This window comes from Bacillus sp. FJAT-27231, assembly GCF_001183975.1.
Classification (GTDB): Bacteria; Bacillota; Bacilli; order Bacillales; family Domibacillaceae; genus Pseudobacillus; species Pseudobacillus wudalianchiensis.
Window position 1 is genome coordinate 178,430 of record NZ_LFZU01000001.1, and the last position, 16,063, is coordinate 194,492.

14 protein-coding genes are annotated in these 16,063 nt (G+C 41.4%); 9 read left to right on the forward strand and 5 right to left on the reverse strand.

The window, feature by feature from the left end; genetic code table 11:
• Positions 1–38: 38 nt before the first annotated feature.
• The 5 genes from AC623_RS00910 (at position 39) to AC623_RS00930 (ending at position 4,743) form a co-directional block, all read left to right on the forward strand.
• The gene (locus AC623_RS00910) at positions 39–1,826 is read left to right on the forward strand and encodes an adenine deaminase C-terminal domain-containing protein (protein ID WP_082174291.1); all 1,788 of its coding nucleotides are present in this window, start codon (positions 39–41) and stop codon (positions 1,824–1,826) included.
• Positions 1,827–1,861: 35 nt separating this feature from the next.
• Positions 1,862–2,104, forward strand: coding sequence for a ferredoxin (locus AC623_RS00915; RefSeq protein ID WP_049659583.1), 243 nt, complete (start codon positions 1,862–1,864; stop codon positions 2,102–2,104).
• 228 nt (positions 2,105–2,332) lie between these two features.
• Positions 2,333–3,346 carry an ABC transporter substrate-binding protein gene (locus AC623_RS00920; protein WP_049659585.1) on the forward strand — a complete coding sequence of 338 codons (1,014 nt, stop codon included), beginning with the start codon at positions 2,333–2,335 and terminating at the stop codon, positions 3,344–3,346.
• Positions 3,347–3,641: 295 nt separating this feature from the next.
• On the forward strand, positions 3,642–4,325 hold the full coding sequence (locus AC623_RS00925) for a serine/threonine-protein kinase (protein ID WP_053104053.1): 684 nt from the start codon (positions 3,642–3,644) through the stop codon (positions 4,323–4,325).
• Between the two features lie 85 nt (positions 4,326–4,410).
• Positions 4,411–4,743: an antibiotic biosynthesis monooxygenase gene (locus AC623_RS00930; RefSeq protein ID WP_049659587.1), complete on the forward strand. Its 333-nt coding sequence runs from the start codon at positions 4,411–4,413 to the stop codon at positions 4,741–4,743.
• A 51-nt stretch (positions 4,744–4,794) separates the two neighbouring features.
• Here AC623_RS00930 and AC623_RS00935 read toward each other — a convergent pair whose 3' ends face one another.
• Both AC623_RS00935 and AC623_RS00940 read right to left on the reverse strand, forming a co-directional pair.
• Positions 4,795–5,286: a hypothetical protein gene (locus AC623_RS00935; protein ID WP_049659589.1), complete on the reverse strand. Its 492-nt coding sequence runs from the start codon at positions 5,284–5,286 to the stop codon at positions 4,795–4,797.
• Positions 5,287–5,430: 144 nt separating this feature from the next.
• Positions 5,431–6,294 (reverse strand): TetR/AcrR family transcriptional regulator, encoded by an 864-nt coding sequence (locus AC623_RS00940; protein ID WP_049659591.1) that lies wholly within the window; start codon positions 6,292–6,294, stop codon positions 5,431–5,433.
• Between the two features lie 217 nt (positions 6,295–6,511).
• On the opposite strand from AC623_RS00940, the gene AC623_RS00945 reads away from it, so the two are divergent.
• Positions 6,512–9,604, forward strand: coding sequence for an efflux RND transporter permease subunit (locus tag AC623_RS00945; RefSeq protein ID WP_049659594.1), 3,093 nt, complete (start codon positions 6,512–6,514; stop codon positions 9,602–9,604).
• 143 nt (positions 9,605–9,747) lie between these two features.
• Here the strand turns inward: AC623_RS00945 and AC623_RS00950 are convergent, their stop codons facing one another.
• From AC623_RS00950 to AC623_RS00960, 3 genes are read right to left on the reverse strand one after another with little or no spacing between them, the layout of a single operon-like run.
• Positions 9,748–10,626 (reverse strand): GNAT family N-acetyltransferase, encoded by an 879-nt coding sequence (locus AC623_RS00950; RefSeq protein ID WP_049659596.1) that lies wholly within the window; start codon positions 10,624–10,626, stop codon positions 9,748–9,750.
• A 31-nt stretch (positions 10,627–10,657) separates the two neighbouring features.
• Positions 10,658–11,848, reverse strand: coding sequence for a chromate transporter (locus AC623_RS00955; protein WP_049666134.1), 1,191 nt, complete (start codon positions 11,846–11,848; stop codon positions 10,658–10,660).
• A gap of 28 nt (positions 11,849–11,876) precedes the next feature.
• Positions 11,877–12,185, reverse strand: a complete 309-nt coding sequence (locus AC623_RS00960; RefSeq protein ID WP_049659597.1) for a PadR family transcriptional regulator — start codon at positions 12,183–12,185, stop codon at positions 11,877–11,879.
• A 386-nt stretch (positions 12,186–12,571) separates the two neighbouring features.
• Between AC623_RS00960 and AC623_RS00965 the strand changes: the two genes are divergently transcribed.
• The 3 genes from AC623_RS00965 (at position 12,572) to AC623_RS20850 (ending at position 16,038) form a co-directional block, all read left to right on the forward strand.
• Entirely contained in the window at positions 12,572–13,600 is a 1,029-nt protein-coding gene (locus AC623_RS00965) for an anti-sigma factor antagonist (protein WP_049659599.1), read from the forward strand.
• Positions 13,601–13,818: 218 nt separating this feature from the next.
• Positions 13,819–14,883, forward strand: a complete 1,065-nt coding sequence (locus AC623_RS00970; RefSeq protein ID WP_082174292.1) for a DUF5105 domain-containing protein — start codon at positions 13,819–13,821, stop codon at positions 14,881–14,883.
• A 15-nt stretch (positions 14,884–14,898) separates the two neighbouring features.
• The gene (locus AC623_RS20850) at positions 14,899–16,038 is read left to right on the forward strand and encodes a TcaA second domain-containing protein (RefSeq protein WP_082174293.1); all 1,140 of its coding nucleotides are present in this window, start codon (positions 14,899–14,901) and stop codon (positions 16,036–16,038) included.
• Positions 16,039–16,063 lie beyond the last annotated feature (25 nt).

The window sequence follows — 16,063 nt, forward strand, 5'->3', positions numbered from 1 at the left end:
CAGTATGAAACGTAAATAGAAGGAGGAGGGTGACGGTAGTGAAAACAAAAGCGACAAGAGCAGAATTAATTGAAGTGGCTCAAGGGCGACGGCCTGCTGATTTATTTATCAAAGGCGGTACCATTATCAATGTATATTCCGGAGAATTTCTAAAGCAAAATGTAGCAGTCTATCGAGATTGCATTGCCTATGTCGGTGACAGTGAAGCAGCGATCGGGCAGCAAACAAAGGTCATCCAAGCGGAGGGGATGTATGTTTCTCCGGGTTTTATCGAAGCACATGCCCATCCGTGGGTCATGTATAACCCTATCAGTGTAACGGGCAAGGTACTGCCGCTTGGTACGACGACGACGGTCAATGACAACCTGTTCTTTTATTTGCATATGGGGGCCGCTAGATTTAAAGAAATGGTTAAAGATTTAAAACAACTGCCAGGTAATTTCTTCTGGCTGGCAAGACTCGTCTCTCAGGCCGACTACCCTGAGGAAAGAGAATGGTTCAATCAGGCTGATATCGGCGAGTTGCTTGAGCTTGATGAAGTCGTTGGAACAGCCGAAGTCACCCGCTGGCCTTTATTGTATAACGGCGATCCGTTTCTGCTCGATACGATGGAGGCGGTGAGAGAAAAACGAAAAGTAGTAGACGGACATACAGCCGGCTGCTCTTATGAAAAGTTAAATTCTGTTGTTGCTTCGGGGGTCAACGCCTGTCACGAAGCGATTACAGCTAAGGAAGCATTTGACCGGCTGCGGTTAGGAATGTGGACGACGCTGCGAAACAGCTCGCTGCGCCCGGACCTTCCTGAAATTATTAAAATGATAACAGAGGGAAATGTAAATACGAGCCGTATTTTAATGACAACGGACGGGCCTCATCCCGCGTTTATAGAAAAGGAAGGGTTTGTAGACGGTCTTGTGCGGCAAGCAGTAGAGCTGGGCATTCCTCCTATGAAAGCCATTCAAATGGTCACCATCAATGCGGCTACTTATTTACGCCTTGACGACTTTATCGGAGGGATCGCTCCCGGAAAAAAAGCAGATCTTCTTCTTCTTCGGGATCTTGTTGATTTCCGTCCAGACATAGTCATTGCTGGCGGGGAAGTAGCAGCTGAACATGGAGAGTTGCAAGTGATGATGCCGGAAGTTGATTGGAATAAATACGTGGTTAGAGAACCATTTTCCTTTTCGAAAGAGCTTTTGGAGAATACGAATTTATACCGTTATCCGCACATGTGTCCGAGTGAACCTGTGCCTGTTGCTTACTTCCGCAGTAATGTCATTACGCAGAGAAAAGATACAGAATTACCTTCTATCAACGGTTATGCAGACTTATCGAATCATGAGGGGCTTGTGCAAGCCGTGTTAATTGATAGAGGCAGCAAGTGGGTATCTAAAGCAATTCTTGAAAGGTTTGCGACTAATTTAGATGGCATGGCGTCTACCTACAATACAACGACTGAGCTGCTTGTCATTGGGAGAAATCCTGAATCGATGGCAAAAGCAGCAGCCAGAGTGCATGAAATGGGCGGTGGAATCGTGATCGTAGACAGAGATGAAATCGTTTTGGAAATTCCGCTGACATTTACAGGCATGATGACGACAGATTCGTCATTTGACACAGCAGTGGAATATCATGATGAGCTGTTGGCAGCTATACAGAAACGTGGATTTCCGTTCCATGATATTTTATATACCTTGTTGTTTTTAACGTGTGATTTTCTTCCTGGTCTTCGGTTAGTTCCCCATGGGCTGTATGAAGTCAAAACGGATGAGATTTTGCTGCCTTCCGCTCCTTTATCCAAATTTAAATGCGGAATAAAAAGCTAAAAGGCGCTCATTTACTGGGAGAGGGAGGAGATGCAATGACAAAGTATACAATTATTGATCAGGATACTTGCATTGCCTGCGGGGCATGTGGGGCTGCTGCACCGGATGTGTTTGATTACAATGAAGAAGGGATTGCCTATGTAGTGTTAGACAACAATCAAGGTGTAGCAGAAATTCCTGAAGAGCTGCTTGATGATGCAGAAGAGGCATTTGAAGGCTGTCCTACAGAATCGATAAAGCTAGCTGATGAACCATTCCATGGCAAGATCTATTCATAAATGATCATACGAAAGGCTATGATTCTCCTCATCCATTTTGGTGAGGAGTTTTTGTTTGGAAAGCCTGCTGAGAACGGTTAACCTCATTTATTTGCAGTGTAAATAATAGTGTTTACTTTTGTTTTCATTAAAATAATGATTGTTTCTAGCCTTAAAGACATGTTACTATCGGAATATACAAAATATTTTAACAATAAAAAACGATTAGTCAGCTTAGGAGGAGAACAAATGAAAAAGTGGTTAATGGTCGTAATGATCGGCTTGCTGCTTGTATTGACGGCTTGTAATTCAGGCAGCGACGAAAAGAGCGGCAGCAGCTCTGATGGGGAAGACCAAACAAAAAAGAAAGCAGTAAAAGTGGGGATTACACAGCTTGTTGAGCATCCGTCTTTAGATGGAGCAAGAGAAGGATTTATTGAAGCATTGAAAGATGCTGGTTATGAAGAAGGAAAGAATTTGACACTTGATTACCAAAACGCGCAAGCAGATGTAAATAACAACATGACGATTGCCCAAAAGCTTGTGAATGATGAGAATGACCTGATCTTGGCGATCTCTACACCAAGTGCTCAAGCTGCTTTGCAAGCAACAAAAACGATCCCAATTTTATTTACAGCTATTACCGACCCAGTAAGTGCAAAGCTTGTTAAAAGTATGGAAGAGCCGGGCGGCAACGTAACAGGTACATCTGATACGCATCCGGATGCGATTAAAAATACAATTGCTTCTATTAAAGAATTTTTCCCAGATGCTAAAAAAGTAGGCGTTATCTACAATTCGGGTGAACCGAATTCAGTCGTGAACGTGGACAAAGCAAAAGAAGCCATGAAAGCGAATGGATTAGAAGCAGTAGAAGTAACTGTTTCGGCTAGCTCAGAAGTAAAGCAGGCGGCTGAAACACTTGTTGGACGAGCTGATGTCCTTTATATCCCGAAAGACAATACAGTCGTTTCCGCTCTTGAATCAGTTATCACAGTAGCGAATGCGAAAAAGATTCCGGCGTTTGTTGGAGAAAGTGATTCAGTTAAGCGTGGCGGATTTGCTTCTTACGGATTTGAGTATCATGACCTAGGCTATTCAACAGGAAAAATGGCAGTTGAAATTCTAGAAGGCAAAAAACCAAGCGAAATCCCAGTGGGAGTTCCTGAGAATCTAGAGTTAGTCGTTAATAAGAAAACAGCTGATATTCTTGGTGTGAAGTTAACCGAGGAACAGCAAAAGAAAGCTAAATTAGTAGAATAACATGTTAGAAAACATAAGCTCCCTGCAGACGGTTGTCAGCTGCAGGGAGTTTTTTTGTAGTTGAAGAGCTGGTCTGCTTATGGGCTGTTTAGAAGGTTAGCTAGTAGTAAGTTTTGTTGAAACTCTTTTTCATTTCAATTCGTATGGCTAGATAATCGAGAAAAGGGCAACTATGATTAAAAGTAGCACAATTACGGGATAACAGAAAATAGTTGCTGCATATACTTAGCAAAGACAGCAAAGAAAACGATAAATAGGAACTAGTAATCTTACGAAAGGATGAAGGGTATATCTTGTGAATGAATTCCATTGGAAAGAGATCGCTCCATTGATTGAAGCAATTGAAGTAAGAGCAGGAGAAGGAAATGTACCGGTAGAGATCGGATATGTGCCTGAGGAATTACAATGTGTAGGGATAGGCACGGATGCTGCGGTGTTTGTCCACTCCTTTAGCCCAACCTATGCATTTAAAGTATATGCCAAAGGAAAAGAACAAAAGAAAGTCAATGAAGTACGCGCCTATGAGAAACTTGGCGGTTCCCGCTATTTCCCTGTTTTCTACGGGGCAGGGAGCAATTTTATTGTGATTAGCTTTGAACAGGGAATGAACCTCTATGATTGTCTAGTAACAGGCACTTATATTTCTCCTGAATTGATTGAACAAGTGGATGAAGCTATAGAGGAGGCAAGAGTTGCTGGCTTAAATCCACGAGATATTCATTTGAAAAACATTATTTTGCAGGAAGAAGGCATTAAGCTGGTTGATGTCTCGGAATATGTAAAGCCGGGAAGCGATCAAAGGTGGGAGCATTTGAAGGAGGCTTATAGGCTCTACTACCCATTGATTGTTTCAAAGCCAGTTTCTCCTAAATTTTTAGATTTTGTAAAAGAGCAATATAACAAATATAAGCACCATAATTTCTCTCTTGGAAGGTTTGGCAGATTGTTCACTGCTTTACTTGAGAAAGAGAAAAGGTGAACATGTAAAAACCTTTGGCTGGAGAAGTTGGAGGGCGCATTCCTTCTGTTCAGAAAAGCAAATTATATCAATGGAAATGATAAATATGTTTGTCCAGATGAGAACGATTAAAACACCTGAAGGAAATGCCAAGCATGTAGCAGAGCGGTTTAGTGGCGAGGGAATTGTTGAAAAGCAGCCTGGGTTTGTCGATCGTCTAGTCATGGCAAAAAAAGTGCGCCGCGGTGAAGAAGAAGTGGTTGTAATGATTCGCTGGCAGTCCGAGGACGATTGGAAGCGCTGGGAAAAGAGCGAGGCTCATATTGCTGGCCACAAGGCGAATCTCGGCAAGCCGAAGCCCGACTATATCATAAGCTCGGACGGTGCGTTGTATGACGTAGAAGCTGTTATTCAAGCTGCAGAACAAGCCTCAAAATGAAAAAATAAAGCCTGAACCAGCATGAACATGCTTGAACAGGCTTTATTCTGATTAAGAAGCAGATGATACTTTTCCTTTAAAAGCATTAATTTTTTCTAGCGTATCCTTAATTAACGGTGTCATCTTTTCAGCATCAGGCTTGTCCTTTTTAGTCTCATCGATCAGAGGGTACAAGCTATCTTCAATGTTTTTATAGTCGTCTGGATATTTTTCTTCCACTTGTTCTTCAATGGCATCCCATTTTTCTTCTACTTTTTTGCCGGTAGTTTGTAACTGATCAGCATTTTGCGGCACCGTATCTACATTGCCTTGCAGTTCTTGTAGAGCAATAGACACCTCTTCAAGACCGCTGGAAAGGTCAGCCGGCTTTTCTTCTTCTTTTTTCTCAGCCGCTTCTTTCTCCCCTTCTGAAGTTACTTGCTGTTTCGGTTCATCTGTATTCGTTGAAGCTGGTTCAGACGCTTCCTCCTTCTTAGAACCACATCCGGCTGCTACTACCAACATAAAAATCATCACGATAAATAAGTAACTGAATTTTCTCATTTCACTCCTCCTTCGCCAATATGATTCCCAACTGGCTTTTGCTTTAAACCCGGAGCAGTGTATTCATAACTTATATTGAAATATTTAATAAATCACAGCTTTTAAGAAGGGATATCAAGTGATTGCTGCAGTATATTGATTGGTTCACACGTTAAATTTATATAAGGCTGCAATTTCCTGACGATACGGTTCAAATGCTGGTATGTCTTTAAAATTTGAAAGCATACCTTGAATAACCGGGATTCGTGGATTTTCTTTTGCGATTTCCTCCATGAGCACTTCCAACGACATCTTCAGACCATTCGGATTCTCCATGTTCTCCAATTCCTTTTTCATGGCATGTAAAATGGTATGGATCGTACTGTTGCCTTGCAAGAAGAGAGCCTTTGTTTTATGTAATAGGTCAGCTGCTTTTTGTTCGGAAAGCAGGGGCGAATCATTTGAAAGACCAGCTGCCAGGCTGTCCATTCTCCTCATAATATACTCAGCAATTTCACGAGAATCAAAGTCACTATCAACTAATATGACTTTCATATAAGAATGGAAGATCCCATCAAGCATCGTTGATAAATCCCAAACGAACGGTTCGATTTGTTTTCCGTAAATGGCTAGCAAGCTGTCACGATGAAACTTTTGTGATTCCACATGCATGCGGAAGAGCAGCTCTTTCACGTCGTTATTTAAAGGAATGGCCTGTTCGCGTGCTTGCATAATGATAAATTCTTTATGTTCACTTAAAGTCTCAATTAATTCTTTTAATTGATATACAAATTTCTCTCGAGGCAGTAATTTTTGATCTTTGTATAGAGAAAGTCTTTTTTCGATAATATCAAAGTAATATTGAAGGGTCGAATATAGCAGCTCATCTTTAGATTTAAAGTATAAATAAAAAGCTCCTTTCGATATGCCAGCTTCCTCTGCAATTTCTTGAATAGAAGTAGAGGCAAATCCTTTCGCAGCAAAGAGCTTAATAGCCGTCTCAATCACTAATTTTTCTTTCTCCTTCAATGTGCTCCCTCTTTCACTATTATTTAGGCTGTTGATAAACGGTTGCTTTCTATCCTATTTATGCCTATTTTCACGATTTTGTAAAACTTTTCTCAACTTTTATAAAAAAATGGTAAAAGCAATTGACTTGTGACTGACTGGTCAGTTACATTTAAGCAGTCAAATTATATAGCGTGGAAAGGTCTGGAGTCAATATGGCAATAGAAGGAGAATGTGCATGCAGAAAATCATTCAATTTTCTTTAAAAAATAAGTTCGCTGTCTGGTTGATGACCATCATCGTGGCAGTTGCCGGTTTATACGCCGGAACAAATATGAAGCTGGAGACGATCCCGGATATTAACACGCCGCTCGTTTCCGTTACAACCATCTATCCTGGAGCTACACCAGAGCAGATAGCCGAAAAAATATCGGAGCCCATTGAAAAAAGAGTCCAGAACATGGACGGAGTGGCAAATGTAAGCTCTTCTTCTTTTCAAAATGCTTCCTCGGTGCAAATTGAATATAATTTCGATAAAGATATGGAAAAAGCACAGGCTGAAGTGAAAGAAGAATTAAGTAAGATAGATTTACCAGATGGTGCGGGTGATCCCGACGTATCTCGTCTTAGCATCAATGCTTTTCCAATCATGTCTTTAAGTATTTCCAATAGCAAGCAGTCATTAGCAGAGCTGACGAAAACGGTGGAAGATACGATTTTACCAGAAATTGAAGGCATTGAAGGGGTCTCAGCTGTTCAGGTTTCAGGCCGACAAGTGTATGAGGTAGACATCAAGTTTGACGACGAGAAAATGAAAAAGTACGGACTTGATGAAGAAACAGTTAAAAACATTATTAAAGGCTCAAGCGTTACAATGCCCCTCGGTCTTTATACATTTAAAGACACGGAGAAATCTGTTGTGGTAGATGGCGAGGTTACGAGTCTTAAAGATTTGAAAACACTTAAAATCCCAGCAATGCCAGCTGCCGGTGGACAATCGCAAGCTATGATGTCCAATCCAACACCAGCAGCAACAGCGATTCCAACCGTTGAACTACAGGATATCGCCAGCATTAAATTAACTGGCAAAGCGGATTCGATTTCTAAAACGAATGGTGAAACATCCATTGGAATGCAAATTGTCAAAGCAGCAGATGCCAACACAGTAGATGTGGTGAATGCCGTAAAAGACAAAATGGCTGACTTGGAAAAAGAGATCGATGGCCTGAAAGTAACGCCAATTTTTGACCAGGGTAAACCAATTGAACAATCAGTAGAAACCATGCTAAGCAAGGCGATATTTGGGGCCATTTTTGCGGTCATTATTATTTTGCTGTTCTTGCGTAATTTCCGCACAACCGTGATCTCGGTCGTTTCGATTCCGTTGTCACTGTTAATTGCCATTTTGCTGTTAAAGCAAATGGATATTACGCTAAATATGATGACGCTTGGTGCCATGACAGTCGCTATTGGCCGAGTCATTGACGATTCCATTGTTGTCATTGAAAATATTTTCCGCCGGATGTCTTTGAAAAACGAAAAGCTCAGCGGCAAAGAACTGATTGTCGCAGCTACGAAGCAAATGTTCATCCCTATTTCTTCCTCAACGATTGTCACAATCGCGGTTTTTCTGCCGCTTGGTCTGGTAAAGGGACCGGTTGGAGAAATGTTCCTGCCATTTGCTTTAACGATCGTGTTTGCCTTGCTTGCTTCTTTATTAATTGCGATTACGATCGTGCCAATGATGGCCCATTCGTTATTTAAGAAAGAACTGGCTAATGGTCTTCATCATAAAGAAGAAAAGCCGGGCAGATTAGCTTCTTTCTATAAAAAAGTGCTGAACTGGTCGTTGAATCATAAAATTATTACATCAGTCATCGCCATCTTGTTATTAGTTGGCAGTTTGGCGCTCGTACCAGTAATTGGTGTCAGCTTCCTGCCATCTGAGGAAGAAAAAATGGTAGTGGCAACGTATAAACCAGAGCCTGGACAGACGCTTGCAGACGTAGAAGCGGTCGCCGGAAAGGCAGAAGATATGCTAAAAGACCGTGACGGCGTGAAAACGTACCAATTTTCCGTCGGCGGGGAAAATCCGATGAACCCGGGAGATTCCAATTCAGCGATGTTCTTTATTGAATATGATCCTGATACGAAAGGGTTCGATAAAGAAAAAGAAGCTGTCATTGATGAGCTGCAAAAGTTAACGTCCAAGGGAGAATGGGCGAGCCAGGACTTCTCAGGCATGGGCTCAAGCAATGCCTTGACGCTGCTCGTATATGGTGAAGAAACAAAAGATATTGAACCGGTCGTTGCTAAGCTGGAGAAGGTTCTTCAAGAAAACAAATCGTTAACTAACGTAAAAACGAGCTTAGCTGATACGTATGAGGAATATACACTCGCTATCGATCAGGAAAAATTGAGTCAGCTTGGTTTAACGGCAGCTCAAGTGGGAATGGAGCTTTCTGGAGCAGGACAAAATCAAGTCTTAACAACGATTAAAGAAAACGGAAAAGAAGTAAATGTGTATGTTGGGTCAGAAAAAGAAGATTATCAGACTATTAATGACTTAACGAAGAAGACGGTTCAATCACCACTTGGAATGGAAGTGCCGATCAAGGAAATAGCGAAAGTAAAAGAAGGCAGTACTTCTGATACGATTACCCGTCGTAATGGCCGTATTTATGCGCAGGTCAGCGGGGAAATTACGACGAAAGACGTAGCAAAAGTATCGGCGGCTGTCCAAAAAGAAGTAGATGAAATCAAACTGCCGTCCAATGTGGCGGTTTCCATGGGCGGTGTGACAGAAGACATCGCTGAGTCATTTAAACAGCTGGGTCTTGCCATGCTTGCCGCTATTGCGATCGTGTACTTAATTCTTGTGATTACATTTGGCGGGGGACTTGCTCCATTTGCCATCTTGTTCTCGCTTCCATTTACCATTATCGGCGGGCTTGTTGGCTTGTTAGTCGCTGGTGAAACATTGAGTGTGTCCGCAATGATCGGTGCGTTGATGCTAATTGGAATTGTTGTCACAAATGCGATTGTACTCATTGACCGTGTTATTCACAAGGAACAGGAAGGATTACCTACACGGGAAGCGTTATTGGAAGCTGGCGGAACACGCCTTCGCCCAATTCTGATGACAGCCATCGCGACAATTGGCGCCCTGGCACCGCTTGCTGTTGGACTCGAAGGAAGCGGGTTAATCTCTAAGGGACTCGGTGTTACCGTTATCGGCGGATTAACAAGCTCCACACTATTAACGTTGCTGATTGTGCCGATTGTTTACGAAAGCTTAATGAAAATAAAGAACCGAAAAAAGAAGAATTAAAAAAAGCAAAAAAGCCCGATTGCGGGCTTTTTTGCTTTTTATGAAGATAAGCGATCATTCGTGAACAAAGTGTCCAGAATGATAAACAACGGATCGCGAACGTGAGCAAAGCCTCTGGAGCGTCGAACAACTGCAAACGAACATCAAGCTTGCGAGGTGATGGGATGCTGAAAGGCTGCTGGAAGTGATAAGTTGTCTTTAGCACGGATAAACAGTTGATCACTGGTCGTGTAAAGCTGTTTACGCAGCTTGCTAGCTTCCAGGTCAGGAGTGAAGTAAAAAGAGACCTCGGTTGTATGATCATCTGCTAGCTTGCTTATTGCTTCTTCTATATTCATTGTTTTTCTACTGATCAAGTCATAGATTTTCAATTGCTGCTCTTGCTTTTCGAAAATAGCGATCATGTCTTCCTCAGGCAGGTAATAAATATATTCCGGAAAGACGTTTATACAATGAAACATAAACAAATCCTCTGCTTGTACAGTCCCGAAAGTTTGCGAAACAGGCACACGTGCTGCAGCAAATTGATAAATAAAGCTTAAGTCTTCAGAGTTTGTCCCATCGAGCTTCTTCATAGAAACCGGATTCTGCCTTGATGAGAGCCATTCCATAGAAAAATGGTAATCATTTATTGGGACAAAACCAAATCTTGGGTAATAGTCCAGTACAGTTTCATTCGCAAATAAATACATGAAATCGCATTGATCCTCGTATTCGTGTAAAACTCGATTCATTAATTTTGCTGAAAGGCCCTGATTGCGGTAATCGGGATGAGTCATCACGGTGCCAATTTGAATGGCCTTTTTTTTCTTTCCTTCTATTACGGTGTCCAAGATATTGACGGACACATTGGCGACAATTTGATTGTCTATGGCATAAGAGAATGGAATATAGCGGCTGCCCCAGTATCCTTTTTTATGCCAATTTTGTAAGTTTAAGCCGAATACAGAGTGAGCAAGTTCAAAGAAGCTATTCCGCAATTCTTTATTTTCTTTATAGTCTTTTACAAATTGTTCTTCCATTCGCAGAATCTCCTCTTTTTAAAGATAAGAATTAACTAGGAATAACAGGCAAGATCAGTCCTCCAATTGCACCCGTCAGCACAACCATCCACGGAGGCAGTTTCCAGTACATCAGCATGCTGAAAAGAATGGCTGCAAAGGCAAAGTCAATCGGTTTTAATATAGAGCTTGTCCAGATTGGATCATAGAAAGCGGCAATCAAAATACCAACGACCACAGCGTTGATGCCCATCAAGGCTCCTTGAACATGTTTGTTACGACGAAGAGCATCCCAAAATGGCAAAGTTCCTAGAACCAGAAGAAAAGCCGGCAGGAAAATCGCAAATGTCGCAAGCAGGCCGCCTTTCCAGCCGTTGATGACCGCGCCGATGTAGGCAGCAAAAGTAAACAGTGGTCCGGGAACTGCCTGTGTAGCTCCATAGCCAGCGAGGAATTGTTCCGTACTTAACCATCCTCCAGATACAAATTCTCTCTCAAGTAAAGGCAGAACAACATGCCCGCCGCCAAATACTAATGATCCCGCTCGATAAAAGCTGTCTGCCATGGCTAGCCAGTTCCAGGAGACACCTTCTCTTAACAGCGGTAAAGCGATAAGCAAGCCGAAAAATACTGCTAAGCAGGCTGCTCCGAATGCTCGGGATATTGGAAAGGAAAGTGGCAACAGCTGCTCGTTGCTTGACTGTTTATATAAAAGGTAGCCAACAAGTCCGCCAATTAAAATAATGAGAACTTGTGTAAAAGCGGTTTGCCAAAGCAATGAAGCTATCAAGGCGAACAATACAATGCCCTTCCGGTATAAATCCGGTGCCAGCTTTCCGGCCATCCCAGCTATAGCATGAGCAACAATGGCTACGGCAACTAACTTTAAACCATGGATCCAGCCGATATGTCCAAGTTCTAAGCCTTGCAAGATAAGAGCGAATATGACTAAAGCAAGGGCGGAAGGAAGGGTAAAGCCAATGAAAGCGAGAATGCCTCCAAGTATGCCTGCACGCATGACTCCAATGCCAATACCGACTTGACTGCTTGCAGGACCAGGCAGAAATTGACACAAGGCTACTAAATCAGCGTAATCCTTCTCACTGAGCCACTTTTTTCGACGTACATACTCGTCATGAAAATAACCTAAATGGGCAACGGGGCCTCCAAAAGACGTTAAACCAAGCCGAGTGGAAATCAGCAAGATTTCCAGCAGTGTGTTCATTCCAATTTTTTTATTCATTCGCTTCAATGGATCAAACTCCTCTCTATTAGTCTTTAATTTCTTTAAAAAGTTCATAAGCTTTTTTTCGAGCCTCAACTAATATGGTTTCTCCTTTTTCAGTTGTCGTATAATATTTGCGGATTTTTCCTTCGGCGAGCTGATCTTTACGGGTCAAGAGCCCATCCCGCTCCATTGAATGTAAAATAGGGTAAAGCGTGCCGGGGCTGATTGAATAGCCATGATCTCTTAATTCCTCTACCATCCATGCTCCAAAAATGGGCTGTTCCTTAGCATGATGTAAGATATGAATATGAATAAAGCCTAAAAATAATTTTCTTAATACTTTTTCTTCCATAGGGTGTCACCTCTTTCTGTTATTTCATTGATTACGGAAATCGATATCGAAAACTATGACTGATTGTAGTATGATCTTTATGATAAAGCTATTGAATAGCGATAAATTTACAAAACCTTTACACTCCTGGAAAAAATGAAAACTTTTTTATAGACAGCAAAAGGAGAGGAGAAAGTTGTATGTATACAGGAATGCTTTATAATTGAAAAGGTGGCATGAAAGTAAATCTTCCTTGAATGTTAAAACAATAATAGCGGAAAGATAACAGTAATTTCCATGGACCTTCAGGAGAGCCTTACAAGTGTAATCAATGATATAATGACGTGTAAAAAATCTAAAAAGCAACTTTTCATTTATAACCGAGAGATTGAAAGGAGACTTCATGAATGAAGCAGGATCATGTGACAAAGCCCCAGATTGATGTGGGTGGCATAGATTTCCAGTGGGATACTGAAAAGGGGATTTTTAGTTATAGCGGTGGAGAGGCTGTTCTTTTTTGGATTACGAGTGCTATGAAAGTGTTTTTCGACACAATTGAAGAAGTATCTGGAGAAGAAGCAGCAGAGGTCGTTCTCGAGGCAGCGGGCTTTCGGCAAGGCCTCGTCGTGAGTGATTATTTCAAGCAAATGAAGTTAACGATTGAGCAGGTTGCAGAAGTGTTGCCGATTACATATGCATCAGCGGGTTGGGGACAAATTACGGTTAGTCGCTTATGTAAAGAGGAACAGCTCGCCAATATACAAATTAAGAATAGCTGGGAATATAGAATGAATGTAGAGCAAGGAAAGACGGACTCGGGCTGCTTTATCCCTGGTCACTTTGCGGGGATCCTATCCGGTCTGTTTGATCGGCATATGGCATACCGTATCATAAAAAGTGAGATTAAAGGCGATGAAGCATGTGAGTTTGAGTTTTTTCCGGCCGAGCACTCTATGGATCAAAACATCCATACGCTAGCAAGAAGAAAAGAAGCAGAAGAGATTCAAAAACTCGAAGCAGTTGTGGAAGAAAGAACAAAAGAGTTAAATGAGTTAGTCAAAGAGATTTCTTCTCCAATTATTCCAGTGTTAGAAGACATCGTTGTTGTGCCGCTGCTTGGCAAATATGATGAAGCGCGTTCACAAGAGTTAATTGAGAAAACACTAACTAATCTTCCGAAACATAAGGCTCAATACCTAGTGCTTGATTTAACAGGATTGGATGCAGAAGTCAGCGAGATAACAGTAGACTTTATCGGCAAGCTGAGTGCAGGTGCTTCGCTGATCGGAACGGAAACCATTCTTGTTGGTATATCCCCTGAGATGGGTATTGCCATTGCTTCATCGGATTCAAACTTATCTTCATTTAATTGTTTCCGCAGTTTGCAACACGGTATTTTATTTGCTTTGTCCCAACAAGGAAGACAAATTATTTAATAGAAAAATCATGAGCTTTAAAAGAGCGTTTTATGCTCTTTTGAGGCTTTTTTTATTGGAATTAAATAGGTCTTTATATCCCGAAGATGACATATTAAAACAGGAAATACTTACTATATATTCCATCTTGTTCTATTTAGAATGATTATTTATCATGGAAAGAGGAGAATAAATACCAGGAAAAAACAACTTATGCAACTTATGTAGAGGGGAGAACGATGATGAATAAGAAAATTGGTGTATTAGCACTCATGTTTTCTATGATGCTTGGGCTAGCCGCTTGTGGGGAATCCGATGCAAAAGAAACAAGCGGAGAATCAGGCAAAAATAAAGTAGCCGAAGTTTCTATCGAGAAAGCAGAATACATATTAGCAGGAGACGACGGAGAATCTGAAGACGGAGAAGCAGGATTGCTCGCTGTCGATTTGAAAGTAAAAAATGATTCTAAATCTACGATTAATGTATCTCCATATGATGGCGTCTATTTATATGATGGGGATGAACAATTAAGTCCAGAAAAGAGTGTCTATACGAGAGGGATCGACTTGAAAGACGGAGGAAGCAGCGATATTGGCGCTGGCAAAGTAAAAACACTTCCTTTTTATTTCAACGTTGAAAAAGATAAAAAGTATGAAATTGGCGTCACTCCAAGTTTGTCAGAACCGGGAGAAAAAGCGGATGAGATTTTACTCGTATTAGACACAAAGAAATATACAGAAAGTTTTGAAGAAATTCAAGACCCTGCAAAAGCATTAACCGCTTATATTGACGTGATTTACTTCGGGAAAGAAAATAGCGACTATGAGAAATTAGTAACAGCAGATAAAGAAGCAGTTCAACAAACAGCTAAAGGCGAGTTTAAGAAAGAGTTAGATATTTCTCTGCCGGATATGGTGACGGATGCTGATATTGAAAAGTATTATAACAGTTACAAATCTGTTTTAGGAGAGAAGGCGGAAATAGAGGCAAAAACAATTGCTAAAGCAGGGGATAAAGCAGTTGTGAAGCTTAATTATTCTACGGTTTCAACAGACAATCTCTACGATAAGCTCTATAGTTTCCAAAAAGAATATCGGGAAAATACGGGCGGCTATGATACAGAGAAAGAAAAGCAATACGCTCTTTCAAAGTTTGATACAGTCGTTCAATCGCTGGAAGTGGTAAAAAGCCAAAATGGAGCAGAAATTAGCATGATCAAAAAAGACGGAAAATGGACAGTAAATAATGCAGATCATTACTCTGACTATCTTGTGCAGGCGTTCGCTGAAGGAAGAGCTTACTAGATAGGAGAGAAAGCTATGAATAAAAAAAGCTTTATTGTGATTCCAGCTGTTATCCTGCTTCTGGCAATTGGCGGTGTGTTTTTTGCCTTAAAGCAGGCAAGCGCACCAGAAAAAACTGTCGAAACGTTAAAAGAAGCGGTGGCTAACGATGATCCATCCTTGCTGCAAGATCGGATCGTAACGGATCATGAGCAGGCTGTCGTCAACAAAACATCTGTTCAATCGCTCATTACGTACTTAAAGGAAAATAGCAGCAGTTACGACGTCATTAAAGAGGGGCTTGAGGAGCAAATAAAAAAGGATGACTATACGACTACCACTCAACAAGTGACCTTAACAGAAGCCGGAAAAAAGTGGGGCATGTTCTCGGAATATAAGCTAAAGGTAAAGACGGCGGTTATTAAAATAACAGGACAAAATGAGGACGACCGCGTTAGTTTAGCTGCTGGCAAGTCGGAACAAGCCATTAAAAAGCAAAAGAACAATGAGTATGGACCTGTTATGCCGGGAACATACGATTTAAAAGTAAAGCTCATGAATGATCTTGGTACGTTTGAGAAAAAAGAGAAAAAGGAAGTATGGGGCAGTTCCGAAGTCAGTGTAGTAGTTGACAGCAATGCTTTGGCAAGCGCTGATAAAGCGGTCCAAGCAGATGTTATGAAAGCGATGGATGTCTTTAACAACGATATAGCCGTCTATCAAACATCAGGCTTTAACAAAACGAAACTGACTAATGTAACAGATGAGATTCTCGAAGGGTCTTTCATGCTGCAGGAGAGCTTTAAAGCGGTGCAAGGGTATATTGATGAAATTCATGCCCAATATGCGGGAGCGGTCGTAAATATGGATGACTTTTCTGTCCATTATTTCGACGGGCGCTGGTCAGCTGACGTAACGGCTCTCATCGCTTATAACAATAAAGTAAAGTACCGCAATATCCAGGAATTTGAAGATACCTCTTTTAAAGCGGTAAACACGTATTCTTTATCCTATGATAAAACAAAGAAGCAGTGGCTGATCGATAACGTAAAAAATCGTGAGCCGGTTGGAAAAGAAGAGGAGTATTGGAAGAACAAACAAGAAGTAAAAGTAAACAATCCGCCGATCTTAAAGTGGAAGCGTGAAGGCGGTACAGGAACAGGTGTTGCCTTATAAGAAAAGGGCAGTTTTGAATGCATAG